Origin of the sequence: Mesorhizobium sp. M0598, from assembly GCF_040320865.1 — a bacterium.
Taxonomy (GTDB): Bacteria; Pseudomonadota; Alphaproteobacteria; order Rhizobiales; family Rhizobiaceae; genus Mesorhizobium.
Genome location: NZ_JAMYQL010000005.1, coordinates 1 through 13,157 on the forward strand (window position 1 = coordinate 1; position 13,157 = coordinate 13,157).

Annotated in this window: 14 protein-coding genes and 1 tRNA gene; 7 read left to right on the forward strand and 8 right to left on the reverse strand. The window is 60.1% G+C overall.

What is annotated here, in order from left to right:
• The coding region (locus NKI59_RS08620; protein WP_352703607.1) for a transposase at positions 1-485 on the reverse strand (485 nt) is incomplete at its 3' end.
• Positions 486-1,198: 713 nt separating this feature from the next.
• Between NKI59_RS08620 and NKI59_RS08625 the strand changes: the two genes are divergently transcribed.
• From NKI59_RS08625 to NKI59_RS08640, 4 genes are all read left to right on the forward strand, one after another.
• Positions 1,199-2,920 carry an AAA family ATPase gene (locus NKI59_RS08625; RefSeq protein ID WP_352703609.1) on the forward strand — a complete coding sequence of 574 codons (1,722 nt, stop codon included), beginning with the start codon at positions 1,199-1,201 and terminating at the stop codon, positions 2,918-2,920.
• 136 nt (positions 2,921-3,056) lie between these two features.
• The gene (locus NKI59_RS08630; RefSeq protein WP_502901036.1) at positions 3,057-3,290 is read left to right on the forward strand and encodes a hypothetical protein; all 234 of its coding nucleotides are present in this window, start codon (positions 3,057-3,059) and stop codon (positions 3,288-3,290) included.
• A gap of 209 nt (positions 3,291-3,499) precedes the next feature.
• Entirely contained in the window at positions 3,500-3,976 is a 477-nt protein-coding gene (locus tag NKI59_RS08635; protein ID WP_352570535.1) for a hypothetical protein, read from the forward strand.
• Positions 3,977-4,158: 182 nt separating this feature from the next.
• Positions 4,159-4,365, forward strand: a complete 207-nt coding sequence (locus NKI59_RS08640) for a hypothetical protein (RefSeq protein ID WP_023677964.1) — start codon at positions 4,159-4,161, stop codon at positions 4,363-4,365.
• Positions 4,366-4,459: 94 nt separating this feature from the next.
• Here NKI59_RS08640 and NKI59_RS08645 read toward each other — a convergent pair whose 3' ends face one another.
• Together NKI59_RS08645 and NKI59_RS08650 are read right to left on the reverse strand one after the other, a co-directional pair.
• Complete coding sequence (locus NKI59_RS08645; RefSeq protein ID WP_352570536.1) at positions 4,460-5,197, reverse strand: SDR family NAD(P)-dependent oxidoreductase; 738 nt, start codon at positions 5,195-5,197, stop codon at positions 4,460-4,462.
• A 149-nt stretch (positions 5,198-5,346) separates the two neighbouring features.
• The gene (locus NKI59_RS08650) at positions 5,347-6,165 is read right to left on the reverse strand and encodes an antibiotic biosynthesis monooxygenase (RefSeq protein ID WP_352570538.1); all 819 of its coding nucleotides are present in this window, start codon (positions 6,163-6,165) and stop codon (positions 5,347-5,349) included.
• Positions 6,166-6,315: 150 nt separating this feature from the next.
• Here NKI59_RS08650 and NKI59_RS08655 point away from each other — a divergent pair, with 150 nt between their 5' ends.
• Positions 6,316-6,747: a winged helix-turn-helix transcriptional regulator gene (locus tag NKI59_RS08655; protein WP_352456668.1), complete on the forward strand. Its 432-nt coding sequence runs from the start codon at positions 6,316-6,318 to the stop codon at positions 6,745-6,747.
• Positions 6,748-7,114: 367 nt separating this feature from the next.
• On the opposite strand, the gene NKI59_RS08660 is transcribed toward NKI59_RS08655, so the two are convergent.
• The 3 genes from NKI59_RS08660 to NKI59_RS08670 all read right to left on the reverse strand — a co-directional run bounded on the left by NKI59_RS08660 (position 7,115) and on the right by NKI59_RS08670 (position 10,117).
• Positions 7,115-7,199: transfer RNA gene (locus NKI59_RS08660), tRNA-Leu, on the reverse strand.
• Positions 7,200-7,357: 158 nt separating this feature from the next.
• A complete protein-coding gene (locus NKI59_RS08665) occupies positions 7,358-8,131 on the reverse strand; it encodes a CPBP family glutamic-type intramembrane protease (RefSeq protein WP_352570539.1) in 774 nt (257 codons plus the stop codon).
• A gap of 126 nt (positions 8,132-8,257) precedes the next feature.
• A complete protein-coding gene (locus tag NKI59_RS08670; RefSeq protein ID WP_352452438.1) occupies positions 8,258-10,117 on the reverse strand; it encodes an ABC transporter ATP-binding protein in 1,860 nt (619 codons plus the stop codon).
• Between the two features lie 378 nt (positions 10,118-10,495).
• Here NKI59_RS08670 and NKI59_RS08675 point away from each other — a divergent pair, with 378 nt between their 5' ends.
• Positions 10,496-11,083, forward strand: coding sequence for a YqaA family protein (locus NKI59_RS08675; protein ID WP_352703613.1), 588 nt, complete (start codon positions 10,496-10,498; stop codon positions 11,081-11,083).
• Positions 11,084-11,112: 29 nt separating this feature from the next.
• The gene (locus NKI59_RS08680) at positions 11,113-11,631 is read left to right on the forward strand and encodes a disulfide bond formation protein B (protein ID WP_352703614.1); all 519 of its coding nucleotides are present in this window, start codon (positions 11,113-11,115) and stop codon (positions 11,629-11,631) included.
• Positions 11,632-11,782: 151 nt separating this feature from the next.
• On the opposite strand, the gene NKI59_RS08685 is transcribed toward NKI59_RS08680, so the two are convergent.
• Both NKI59_RS08685 and NKI59_RS08690 read right to left on the reverse strand, forming a co-directional pair.
• Positions 11,783-12,340: an HNH endonuclease gene (locus NKI59_RS08685; RefSeq protein WP_352703943.1), complete on the reverse strand. Its 558-nt coding sequence runs from the start codon at positions 12,338-12,340 to the stop codon at positions 11,783-11,785.
• Between the two features lie 129 nt (positions 12,341-12,469).
• Positions 12,470-13,111, reverse strand: a complete 642-nt coding sequence (locus NKI59_RS08690; RefSeq protein ID WP_352703616.1) for a DNA-3-methyladenine glycosylase family protein — start codon at positions 13,109-13,111, stop codon at positions 12,470-12,472.
• Positions 13,112-13,157 lie beyond the last annotated feature (46 nt).

Genomic DNA, 13,157 nt, shown 5'->3' on the forward strand with positions numbered 1-13,157 from the left:
ATGAGATACGGATAGCTTTCCTCGAGCCGCTGCGTGAAGAACGCCTTGAGCGCCTCATCCAGCCGCATCGTCGCCTCGCTCACCGTCGAGGCCGAGAAAGAGTGGCCGCACAATTCCTCCGTCACCGCCTTCACCTTGCGGGTCGAGACGCCCTGCACGTACATCTCGACCAGCGCCGACACCAATGCCTTCTCCGAACGCTGGTAGCGCTCAAACAACTCCGTCGAGAACCGGCCAGCCCGATCCTGCGGAACGCGAAGCTCCAGCACCCCGACCCGCGTCACCAGCTTGCGCTCGTAATAGCCGGACCGGTAACTCGTCCGCTCCGCCGTCCGCTCGCCTTTCTCGGCCCCGATCGCCTCCGTCATCTCGGCTTCAAGAACCTCCTGCACGACACTCTGCAATGCTTGGCGAAAGCCGTCCTCATCCGACAACAGCAACGCTTTCAACTCGCCTCTGCTCAGTCTAACGTCTCGATTGGTCATGGCACTTCCCCTTCCACGGGAATCGGTGATCGCAATGTCACCACCGTGCCATGGCCGCTCGCCCCTCAGAGCAAGCGCCGTTCTCTCTCCAAAACTTTTTGCAGAACCTTCAGCACACTATCCTGGGAATAACGCCAGCCGAGCTCGCGGTTTCTCAGGAGGAAAATGGTGCCCCTAGCCGGAACGGCAGGAGATTTCGAACCAGCTTTCCCTATCGAGCTTTACCCTTGAAATCTAACGAGTTGCGAGGGATTCGCCCCCGAGGCGCCGACGGCTCGGTATACCTCATTGGCAGCCCCTTGGTGTACCTCCCGTCAAGACACAGCTGCCAGCTACAAGCCTCATTCGTGCCCGCACCGGGGTTGGGGCACTCTAATCGAGCGGGGTCGAGCTGGGGCGGCTTCGGCCCTGCCTAGCGGCCCGACCATCAGCAACTTAAATACAAAAGACCGCACCGGGGAGCTCGACGCTTTTTACGGCGACGACGCACTGTCTACGCCCTTGACCGAATCATCTTTTTCTTGATCTGTGAAACAGACAGCGGCCTATTTTGGCCTAACCGTAGAAGAGCACCCCAATTGTACCTTAGGCACATACTAGTAGCTAATAGCGGTCCGCTAACCGACATTGATTTCCAACCGGAATTCACGCCCGAAGGGCTGCCAAAACCGCTAATCTTGGTTGGGAGAAACGGGGCGGGAAAAACTAATCTAATGTCGATAGTTGCCGATGCATTGATAGAAATGGCGGCGCAACACTTTACAGACATAACTCCTTCAAATTCGTCTGGTGGGAGGTCCTTTTATCGCGTAGTCGGGGGCTCCACCATCCGGACCGGGGCTAACTTTGAGCTCGTCGCTACTAAATTCGACCATGAGGGCTCAACGTTCTGCTGCAGGACCAAGGCAGGCAAACTTGATATAAATGAAGTTGCCGAACGGATGCAGCCCTTCCCAGGCATTGGGAGCTGGAGCCTGGAAGGAAACGACAAAGCAGTAGTTGGACCTGTTGATCAGATAGAGAAAATCTTTCGCTCTGGGTGTTACGCGTTCTTCCCATCCAACCGCTCTGAGCTGCCATTCTGGGCGAACACCCAGAACGAAGAACCAATATCGGTTTTTCGGGAACGTTATGCCGATCGATTGACTAAACCCATAGCAGTCACCGCCACAATCAACGACTTGCTGCCATGGATAGTCGATGTAATCTTGGACCAATCTTTGGATGCTGTGCAATTTGTGTTGAATCGAGTTAAAGCGCAAGAATCATTGACAGGAGCCCTTCAAAACGTTGGCGTACTTCAAAGTTTAAATAGGATCGTTCGCGTAATTCTTGGCGACGAGCAGGCGCGAATAGTGAGAACTGGGCGAGGCGCGCTGAGTCGAAAAATCCAAATCTTCTCCGGCGACAGCCACCTTCTGCTGCCAAGTCTGAATTCGCTTTCAGCAGGTCAGGCCACTCTATTGTCGATCTTTTCAACGATCTTGCGATATGCGGACACGGGGCAAATCGCTAGCCCGGCACATGAAATGCAAGGGATAGTACTCGTCGATGAAATTGACGCGCACCTTCACGCAGACCTGCAACACAGAGCTCTCCCCGCCTTGATGCGCCTGTTCCCAAAAATTCAATTCATCGCGTCGTCTCACTCCCCATTGTTTCCCTTGGGAATGGTTGAGGTTTACGGGGATGAGGGGTTTTCATTGGTCGAGCTTCCAACCGCTACGAAGATCACAGCGGAACGTTTCAGCGAGTTCCTCGACTCTTTCCGGTACTTCCAGGCAACCAAGAGCTTCGAGGAGGAGGTTGCTTCACGGGCAGCAAAAGCCGAACGCCCCCTAGTGCTTTGTGAGGGTGAGACCGATCCTCGATATCTTCGAACCGCAGCCGGTCTGTTGGGATTCGACTGGCTCTTAGACAAAATTGAATTGGACTGGGTTGGACAGCCGCAGCCGGGAGGTGCGATAGATGGTGGCAAGGACCGTCTCGCTCAAGCCGCCAAGCTCCTCAAGAATAACCCGCAAATCGTGCGTTCGCCTATGGTTCTTGCCTTCGATTTCGATGCTCCCCAAGCTTCGGCTGACTTCGACAATATCCACATTCGAACGTTCCCAGAAAATGTGAACAATAAGGTATGCCGCAGTGGTATTGAAAACATGCTGCCAGAAGGGGTTTTCGAGGAGCGCTTCTATCAGGTTATCGAAAAGCGAACGGCGGACGTAACCCGTATTAGCAAGTTGCGGAAACGAGACCTCTGTAATTTTATCTGCGAGGAGCGGCAGAACCCTGCCGATTTTGAAGCCTTCAGACCAGCTATTGAGATACTTGTTGCGGCGCTTGGGCTGGTGGCTCCGGCGAGCAACGATCAAGCAACGCCGCTGTCATGCACGGTTGAGGACCCCAGTCTGACTACTGGGGTCCTCTCGCAAAATTAAAGCCAATCCATAGTTGGGGACAAAATTACTACTCTGCCACGCCCGTTGCAGGATACGGCAGCGGCACTCTGGGAGTCCCATCCCCCGGCTTCGGCCGGTCGACTTGCGCCTAGTCGGCGCGGAATGGCTCGTGCCCTTGACGCCGGACACAAAGGAGCCGCCGAAGCTCTTCGGCCAGACATTCCAGGGGCCGATGGAGGGGCATTACCCGCTCATCCCGAAGGAGTTCCACCACTACGACCTTCACGCCTGGCTGTTCAAGGACAACCCGCTCGGAATGTTCAGCCCGACGAACCCGGACGTGAAATGCGACAACTATCCGTTTCCGATGCCTGAGCAGCCGACCAAGATGGTGCCGGGGCCAATGTAATAGCGGCCGGGCTGCGATCCGAGCTTGCGAGGAAAGGCAGCCGGACTTCAATGGCGTTATCCCAGAGGACGCTTCTGGGATAACGTCCAACCAAAAGTCCGTTCCCGGAACTTCGGACTCGTTTTGCCGTTTGGCAACGACGGCACGAGACTGCCGCGAATTCACGAAGGCGTTCCAAGGAGCCGACCCGCGAAACGACGGAGGACCAAGTGAAAAGTCTGATCCAGACAGGATTGTCCGCAGCCGGTTCGGGTACGATCGTCAGCTTCGCCACGACAGCTGCGCTGGCCCTGCTTGCAAGGCGGGAAGGCAAAGGCGCCCTGCAGCCCACGAATGCGACCAGCCACTGGCTCTACGGCGAACAGGCCGCGTCCGTGCGGCGCGGTGACGTGGCGCACACGCTCGTCGGCTATGGCACGCATCACGCTTCCTCCATCTTCTGGGCATTCCTTTTCGAACTATGGCTCGCCTCGAGGCCGCCGCGTCCGTCGCTTCTGATATTTCGCGATGCGTTGGCGGCAGCGGCCATTGCCGCGGCAACAGATTATGGCTTCGTGCCGAAGCGGTTGACGCCAGGTTGGGAGACGGTGCTGCCGAAGCGATCTATCGCGGCGACTTTTGCGGTGATGGCGGTCGGTCTAGCGATGGGCGGCATGATCAACAAGGAATTGCGCCGGCAGCATTAGGGACAGGGATTTGAGACAGATGCTTCGCACGGCGCGTTCACATCATCGCGACGGGCGGATCGTCGCGCTCGTCCCATTCTGCGGCATCTCCACCTCATCGGGAACCTTTCTCAAGGGACATGGTTCCGAATGTGCGGCGAAAGCGTGCTGCTCATTCCTGCTATCGCCAAGGAGATTCGACCATGAAGCTTCGCGAGTTGTTGGATCAAGTAAAGGACCTGCCGCCGGACACCTTGGTCTGTGCCGCCGAAATCGATGAAGCCTTTGCAGTCAACGTTGTTGGCGTTGAAGCTGTCGAGAGCGCCAGAATCCAAAGCCGCAAACCGGATGGCACCGAAGCTGTCGAACTCGCTAACGGGACCGACAAAGTCATCGTGATCCGCTGGTGAAAACCGGGGAAGTTGCGTTCAACAGCATGATGTTCCGCTCCACTGTGGGGTGCTGAATTGCGAATGCTGGCAGCGTATCGATGGCGGCGGTCGCCTATGGCTTGGCGGGCATGGCTTGGACGAAAGCCGCCATCTGGCGTTCGAGCGCTTTGAACGCGCTGCCGCGCCAGCTCTCGGCCATGGAGGCCGATTTCGGATCAGGGAAGATTTCCTCCTCCCCTCGCGCCATGCCGTCCAGGATACCTTTCGCGACGCTCTCCGCGGAGCTCTTCGGTATATCGGCGTCTCTGCTCATGTCGGTGTCTATGGGACCGGACAGGACTGCATGAACGCTCACGCCACGAGCGCCGGCGAGAGCACGCAGCGATTGCGTCATGGAAAACGCGGCGGCCTTCGATAGTGAGTAAGACGGAATAATCGGGAAGGGAACGAGAGCCGCTTCCGACAGGATGTTGACCACGGCGCCGCGCGAATTCGTGAGCAGCGGCAGGAATGCGTGGGTTACGCCATGCACGCCGAGCAGGTTGACGGCGAGGTGTCGCTCGAGCGCAGCACGATCGCCAAGATCGTCGTAGAGCCCGATGCCGGCGTTGTTGATGAGGATATCGAGAGACCCGATCCGCTCGACAGCCGCCCCAATCTGCACCGCATCGGTCACGTCCAGGATCAGCGGCGTGACGCGCCGATCCGCGTGGGCGAGCGGTTTGCGCGCGCCGGCATAGACGCGCTTGGCACCCCGCCTCAATATTTCCTCGACCAGCGCCTTGCCGAGGCCGCGATTGGCCCCGGTCACGAGAACGGCTTTGTTTGTGACTTCCATCGATTTCGGCACGGCGATCTCTCTTCCTCTTGCATGAATGCAAGCCATTCGTTCTTGCATCATGCAAGTAGGCTATGGTTTTCTGTTCCCACGCTTGGACGCCGTCTGCCCCGTTGCATTGCTCCAGGGCAGCCGGCGCCGTGACCGGGCGAACCTTGCAACTAGGACCCGACTTCCAACGTCGTGTAGGAGATCGGCGAAGGCCGCTCCAGGAAGGCGCCGGTTATGGCCGAAACGAAATTCTTCGCGTCCGCCGAGCGTAGAAAAGCGTCGCGCTCCTGCTTCGATGCCCAGCGCTCGACGCAGATGGTAACGTTGGGCTCTGCCTCCGAGCGAAAGACGCTATAGTCGATGCACCCGCTTTGCTTGCGGGCCGCCCCCGCCACGTCCCGCAGGGCATTCCGCACCTTGCTTTCGATGCCGGGCTTCGCCGCTGCCGTCGTCATGACGATCATCTCGGCGCCATCGCCTGCCGCCTTGCGCTCGACGGCGCCGAGGTCCTCGTTTTGCGGCACAACCGTTGGGTTGGCGTTCTCTTCGCCCTTGTTGGGTTGCCCCTTGCCCGTCGAAATCAGGTCGCGGAGACTCGCGACATAGAAGCGCCACGAGTCATGGCAGACATCGTAGCATTCTTCACTCGGCGTCAGCCCGACATGGGTGAAACGCAGCTCGGTCCCCTTTTCGGTCGGCGCGATCTCGAAGACCACGTCCGTGCCGGTCCACTCGGTCGCATCCTTGACGAAGTTGAAGTAGTTCTGGACGACGTGCCAGACGACCTTCTTGCCAGGCACAAGCTCCGTGACCTTGAATGTGCCGCGGTGGATATCCTTGAAATGATAGTAGAATATCGCACCGAGCTTGTTGGTATCGCCATCTATATCTTCCGACCACCAGGCTCGCGGATTGACAACCGCGGCAAAAACCTCTTCGGGGCTTTGCTTAACGACGAATGACGTCGTGTAATCTTCTTCCTTTTTCATAACATATCTCCTGTCTGGATCTGATTGGTTGATGGACACCCGAAATCTCGGGCGATGAAGTGGAGCGACACTCTCTCGACCTCTGTCGCTTGCATCATGCAAGCACAATGCGTACTTGCATGATGCAAGTCAATAGGGTATGTTCACACCATGCTTGGTCGTCTCTATGAAAAACAAAACTGCTCGGCCTCACGCGCCCTGGAACTGGTCGGCGAGCGCTGGAGCCTGTTGATCCTGCGCGACGCGATATTCGGCGGCTGCACGCGCTTTTCGCAATTCCAGAAGAGCCTGGGGATCGCCACCAACATCCTGGCCAAGCGCCTCGAGGATTTCGTCGAGGCCGGCCTGATGGACCGTCGCCCGGGTGCCGCCGGCGAGCAGGCCGACTACGTCCTGACCCGGAAGGGGCTGGAATTCAAAACGGTCATTATCGCGCTGACCGAGTGGGGCGACAAATGGGTGCGGCCCGGACCCATCGTCTACTGCGATCAATCCGACGGCAAGCCGGTCGAGGTGCAATTGCGTCGCGCCGGCAATGGCAAGCGGGCCGACTTCGCCGACGTCGTGGCGGCCCTGCGCTAGGCACGGCGGCGGCTCCGGCCCGCAGCACGATCCAAGACGAAGCTGTTTCGCATCGTGCCATAATGCCCGCATATCTCACCTCCCGAGGTTGCATCCGTGGGCCGGGTCTGGTGGGTAGTTCGCGGGAGGAAACATGTCCGTCGGGCAGCGATCGACTTTGCGGCAACGTCTTCTTGCGGGACCGCGGCACGCCTGATCGCGTGCGGTGAGGAACGCCAGATTGCGCTTGGGGCTGGTCCGCGCACCGTTCAGCGGCAGCTTGCGGCAACAGGCAAGACGCAACCATTCGGTGGCCGTCGAGGGCGTCGTGGACGATCCCACCCACGCCATTGGATTTAACAGGAAGTGGCGTGGGAATTTTAGGAAATGGTGCCCCTAGCCGGGATCGAACCAGCACTCCTTGCGGAACTCGATTTTGAGTCGAGCGCGTCTACCAATTCCGCCATAGGGGCTCAGGCCGGGCGGCCTGGATGGGCGCGGACTATACGGTTGGAGGCCTGTTCGTCAACTGGCCAATTCCCGAGACCCCATGTAGCTCAAACCCAGGCTTTCGATTTCGTCGATCGGAGGCTTCGGTCTAAAGTGGGCATCTCAGCCCGTTTGAACCCTTCTACCGCAACAGCGGAATGCCGATGAATACCGACGCCCCATCCATGAGCCAATGCGCCGTCGCCAGCGGCAGGATGCGGCGCACGCGCAGGTACACGAGGGTGATGAATGTCGAATGCGCGATGGGTGCCAAGAGCCGGTAGAGCATGAAGTGTGGGTCGAACGTCAGCGGCATCACCGCATGCTGAAACGACCAGGAAAACGCTACGACGGCAACGGCAAATCCCGTGCTTCCCGACAAGACTTGGAAACGCGGCAGAAGATAGCCGTTATAGGTGGTCTGCTCCGTAATGCCCCAGACCAACGGAAAGATCAGCACCCCGTAGAGCGCAGGCAAGAGCGGCAAAGGTCCGTATATTTGCGGTGCGTCAGGGTTGCCATAGACCAACAGGCTGCTGGCGGTGATCCCAGCGTAGATGAAAACGAGGCTCGGGAGGATGAGCGCAACGCCCAACAACAGATCGCGCCCCAAGCGTTTGCGATCGAAACCGACCAAATCGAGCAACGTGATGCCCTCGCGCCGCGCAAGGCACCAAAGGAGTCCAAGGCAGCCCGCGTCGATCAAGCTGCCATATACCGGCAGCCAAGCCCGTGCGTCGCGCCAGGGCGTCGCCGAACCGTGCGCAGCGTACACGGCCGCAACCAGGCCCTGCGCGGCAACAGCGAAAGCCGACCGCGCGAACAACATCAGGGCGGGGCCGGACCATGTCAGCGCGCCGGCAGATCGCCGCTCGAGAATGGCGGCACGGGAGTTCGGGATTATGGCTTCGCTCATGATCGATGAAGTTGGGATCGGCTTCCGAACGTTATGGTGGAAACGAGTTCAGCCAAGTCCGGTTTCCGGAGTGAAAGCAGAATGTATCGAGCCGGCCATGAGCAAAACATCATCACCGAGGGCGGCTCACATCTCCTCGAGGGCGTCGGCAATATAGCCGCCGGTCTGAAGCTTCCACAGTCGGGCATAGAGCCCGTCGCGCTCCAGCAGCGCCGATGGTTTTCCCTCCTCGACGATGCGGCCTTTGTCGAGGACGACGATCCGGTCCATCCTGGCAATCGTCGACAGGCGATGGGCGATGGCGATCACAGTTTTGCCTTCCATCAGAAGAGCGAGCTTGTCCTGGACCGCCGCCTCGGCCTCGCTGTCCAATGCGGACGTCGCCTCATCGAGAACCAGGATTGGCGCGTCCTTGAGCAACACCCGGGCGATCGCGACGCGCTGACGCTGGCCGCCGGAAAGTTTTACCCCGCGGTCGCCGACGAAAGCGTCGTAGCCGGTGCGGCCTTCGCCATCTCTGAGATCGGCGATGAAGCCGTCGGCCTCGGCCAGCATCGCGGCGCGCTCCAACGCCTCCGGCGGGGCATCGGGCCGGCCATAACGGATGTTGTCGCCGACGGAGCGATGCAGCAGTGAGACGTCCTGGGTGGCGACGCCGATGCTCTCCCGAAGGCTGGCCTGGGTCACGCTACGGAGATCCTGCCCATCGATCAGGATCGCGCCGCCCTTCAGCTCGAAGAACCTCAGGAGCAGGCTGACAAGGGTCGACTTGCCGGCCCCGGAGAGGCCGACGAGCCCGACCTTCTCGCCTGCGCGCACGGTGAGCGACAGGTCTTCGATCACCCGTTGCCCCTCGCGGTATTCGAACTGGATGTTCTTGAACTCGACTTCGCCGGCCGTGACCTCGAGCGGCTTGGCGGTCGGCGCGTCTTTTATGGTCGGCGGCGTCGTCACGACCGGCATTGCGTCGCGGATCGTGCCCACCGCCTGGAAAATCTGCTGGCCCATCTGCAGGAAGGCACGGGAGTTGGCATTGAGCCGCTGCACGATGGCGATCGAAGCGGCGAACTGACCAACCGTGACGAAGCCGGCGACAAATCCCCAGAGCCCTATGGCAACGTTGGTGAGAAAGAGGGCAACGTTGAGCAGGACGACGCCCATATCGGTCATCAGATAGATGCGCCTTTCGCGCTGCTGGGTCTCGATGGCGTTTTCCATCACGGTCCGCATCGCGCCCGCCTCGCTGTCTTCCGCCGCAAACAGCTTGACCATCTGAATGTTGCTGTGGAGGTCGGTCATGGCGCCGACCACGAGGCTTCGCCCCCGCGCCGAGCGGCGCGACCGCTCGGAATATTGGGGTACCGCCACCACCGCAATGGCGATGTTGGCGGAGATCCAGAGGAAAACCGGAAGCGCAAGCGGCCAGGACAACGCGCCAAGCAGAACGAGCGAACCGACGAGTTGCACCAGAAACAGCGGTATTCTGTAGAAGGCCACGACGATCTGCTGCTGCACGGCGGATGCGACTTGCGAAATGCGCGACGCCACCTGACCTGCGAAGAGGTCGTGGAAGAAGGCAAGATCCTGACGTTCCACCGCCTTGTGGCCCTGCCACTGCATCGCCGCCGGCATGCATACGGCCACCGTCTGCGAGTTCAGCGCATTGCCCACGAAGATGAGCAACGGCAGCACGGGGAAAACCAGCACGCCGAGCACGACCAGCGTCGGCCAGTCCTCCTGCAGGAAAACCGCCGCGCCCTTCGCGCTCACCCCATCGACGACGAACGAGGCCCCCCAAATCGTCGCAAGGTTGATCCCCTCGACCGCCATCATCAGGACGGTAATGGCCGCAAGGGTGCCGCGGAACATCCGCGCAAAATGCAGGAGCAGTGCAAACGGCCCGCTCGCAGGCAGCGGCGCGGGTGGAATATCCAGCGGACGGATGAGCTTCTCAAAGGCGCGATAAATGAAATCAGACAACGACATGGCGGCGCAAAGGGCGAAGCAGGGAGAGAGGATGCGACAGGAATCGCCGGTATTTAAACACGGATCGTGTTCGGCCGGAAAACCCACGATGTAATTGGAAACTGCCTTGACGCACTTCAGGCAGGCAAGTGTTCGACGCCATGGCTTGCTCGTCAATCAACTGGCCAAATCCCGACATCTGGGCTCGCTCAAGCCTCAGCCTTTCGATTTCGTGAAGCAGCTGCCATTGTGCAGCGCGGAAAATCTTTCTAGACAGGCGGCGCATGTCATTGAAGCGCACCTTGTCCGACGAGGTTGATGCGGGGCGCTTCCAAGTCTTGTTTGTACATGTCGTGATCCCAAGACCGCTTCTGGTTTGGGCGTGCGTTAGGAGTGCCGATGCTTCGCGGACTTTACGACTGGACCTTGTCGCTGGCGGCGAGCAAATCCGCCGAATGGTGGCTGGCCTTCATCGCCTTCGTCGAGAGCTCGGTGTTCCTGGTGCCGGCCGACGTCCTCTATCTGCCGATGGCGCTGTCGCGGCCGGATCGCGCCTATCGTTACGCGCTGGTCGCCACCGTCGCCTCGGTGCTGGGCGGCATCGCCGGCTGGTTCATCGGCCATTATGCCTATGATGCGGTGGCGCGGCCGATCCTCGAATTTTATGGCAAATATGACGAGTTCGAAGCGATGCGCGTCTCATCGGGTGTCGGCTTCATCATCCTGATGCTGGTCACCTCCGGCCTCGCCCATCTGCCGCCGATCAAGATTGTGACGATCCTGTCGGGCGTCATCGGTGTTCCTTTGCTGCTGTTCATCGTGCTGGCAATCGTGGCGCGCGGTGCTCGCTTCCTGTTTCTCGCGTGGCTCTTGCGCCGCTATGGCGAGCCGATCCGCCACTTCATCGAAAAGCGCCTTGGCCAGATTGCAGGCGCCGCCGCCGCTGCCGTGATTTTGCTCTATATCGTCGTCAAATACGCCGTCTGAACGGCATCGAACCGAATGGACTGAGTCCGATGACAGCGACCGTGAATGCCGATACCGGACGCCAGCGGCTGCGCACCGCCCTGTTTCTCGCTGTCGCCATGGCCGCCACGGTCGGCTCGGCGCTGGCCTTCCAGTATCTCGGCGGCTACATCCCCTGCAAGCTCTGCCTCGAGCAGCGCACGCCTTACTACGTCGGCGTGCCCTTGATGCTGCTGGCGGTGCTTGCGTCGGCTCTTCACGCGCCAGCCTGGGTAAGCCGTGGCCTGCTGGCTATTGGCGGCCTGCTGATGCTCTACGGCCTCTATCTCGGCGTTTATCACTCCGGCATCGAATGGGCGTGGTGGCCAGGCCCGACCGATTGCACCGCAGCCGCCGGGCCGGTGGACACCGGCGGCAAGGGCGTGCTCGATGCGCTCGACAAATTCGTCCCGCCCTCCTGCGACAAGGCGGCGCTCCGCATCCTCGGCCTGTCGCTGGCCGGCTGGAACGCCATCGCCAGCTTTGTCCTGACGGTCGTAGCCTTCCGCAGCGCCTTCGCCCGCGACTGAGCGGCACAACGCAGAGTTCGTCCAGAAATTCGTCAGGCCGGAGTGCATGACGTGGCTTTCGAGAACCGGAGCGGAGCGTACTAAAGTACGTGAGCACCGGAAGCGCAGAAAGCTGCGTCAGGCGACCGGCATGGCGGATTTCTGCCGAACTCTATGGTTCGAGTTCGACATCCCAGTACAGATAATCCATCCAGCTTTCGTGTAGATGGTTGGGCGGGAACAGCCGGCCGTTATTATGCAAATCATGCACCGTCGGCTGGTAGGGCTTCTGCAGCGGCCACATCTCGGCATGGGCCGGCATCATGCCGCCCTTCCTCAGATTGCAGGGCGAGCAGGCAGCGACGACATTCTCCCAGGTCGTGGCGCCGCCGCGATGGCGAGGAATGACATGGTCGAACGTCAGATCGTCCGGCGTGCCGCAATATTGGCATTGGAAACGGTCACGCAGGAAGACGTTGAAACGGGTAAACGCCGGATGCCTCGACGGCTTCGCGTAAGCCTTCAGGCTGACGACGCTCGGCAGCTTCATCGAAAAAGTCGGTGAAGAGACGGCGTGTTCATATTCGGCGACGATGTTCACCCTCTCGAGGAACACCGCCTTGATGGCATCCTGCCAGGACCAGAGCGACAGGGGGTAATAGCTGAGCGGACGGTAATCCGCATTCAGCACCAGCGCTGGAAGCCCATCCGGAGATACGGCAACCGTCACGTCGTTGACCTCCTTCATCCTAGAACCGGTCGACGCGGATACTGTAAGCCCGACATGACAGGGATGTGAAGCGGATTGTCGATCATGCCGGGTCTCAAAAAGGCATGATTTCAATGCTTTTTTGCGGATTCAGGCCGAAGGCGCGGCGTCCCTGCCCTTCAATTCGCGATAATAAGCCCAGAAAAGCCGCGATGCGACACCGCGCCACGGGCTCCATGATTCGGCAAGCCGGATCAGCATTTTCTCCGGCGGACGCGGCGCGATGCCGAGTGCATGGCCGACCGCGCTCTGCAACGCAACATCGCGCGCCGGAAAGATATCTGGGTGTCCGGCGGCAAACAAAAGGTAGACTTCAGCCGTCCACGGGCCGATCCCCGGCACCCTGGTCATGGCCGCGATCGCCTCGCTTGCATCGAGCCGGCAGAGGTGATCGAGGTCGAGCCCGTCGGCCACCGCCTGGGCGACGGCAATCAGGCCGCGCTGCTTGGGCCGCGACAGCCCGGCCTCGCGGAAGACCGCCTCGTCGGCGGCAAGTATCGCCTGCGGCGTCAGCGGATCGAGCAGTCTCGTCAGCCGGCCGAAGATGGCATCGGCGCTCGCGCGGGACACTTGTTGTGAAACGACGATCGAGGCAAGGCTCCTGAATCCCGGCTCCGACAGCCTGAGCGGCACCTCGCCGGCCATGCCGCGCACTTTTTCGAGGCGTGGGTCGAGCAAGCATAGCCTATCCAGCCCTTGCGCAATGTCGTCGAGGCTGGCGATGCGTTGCATGTCTGCTTGTTCCAAAATCAAAAGTGCCGCACGCTTCGTCACGTGT

Bases quoted from the DNA above. Each gene is read 5' to 3' on its own strand.
- NKI59_RS08655 (WP_352456668.1), top strand. From the start codon at position 6,316: ATGCTTGGTCGTCTCTATGAAAAACAAAACTGCTCGGCCTCACGCGCC.
- NKI59_RS08675 (WP_352703613.1), top strand. From the start codon at position 10,496: ATGCTTCGCGGACTTTACGACTGGACCTTGTCGCTGGCGGCGAGCAAA.
- NKI59_RS08665 (WP_352570539.1), bottom strand. From the start codon at position 8,131: ATGAGCGAAGCCATAATCCCGAACTCCCGTGCCGCCATTCTCGAGCGG.
- NKI59_RS08680 (WP_352703614.1), top strand. From the start codon at position 11,113: ATGACAGCGACCGTGAATGCCGATACCGGACGCCAGCGGCTGCGCACC.
- NKI59_RS08625 (WP_352703609.1), top strand. From the start codon at position 1,199: ATGTCGATAGTTGCCGATGCATTGATAGAAATGGCGGCGCAACACTTT.
- NKI59_RS08690 (WP_352703616.1), bottom strand. From the start codon at position 13,111: ATGCAACGCATCGCCAGCCTCGACGACATTGCGCAAGGGCTGGATAGG.
- NKI59_RS08650 (WP_352570538.1), bottom strand. From the start codon at position 6,165: ATGAAAAAGGAAGAAGATTACACGACGTCATTCGTCGTTAAGCAAAGC.
- NKI59_RS08640 (WP_023677964.1), top strand. From the start codon at position 4,159: ATGAAGCTTCGCGAGTTGTTGGATCAAGTAAAGGACCTGCCGCCGGAC.
- NKI59_RS08670 (WP_352452438.1), bottom strand. From the start codon at position 10,117: ATGTCGTTGTCTGATTTCATTTATCGCGCCTTTGAGAAGCTCATCCGT.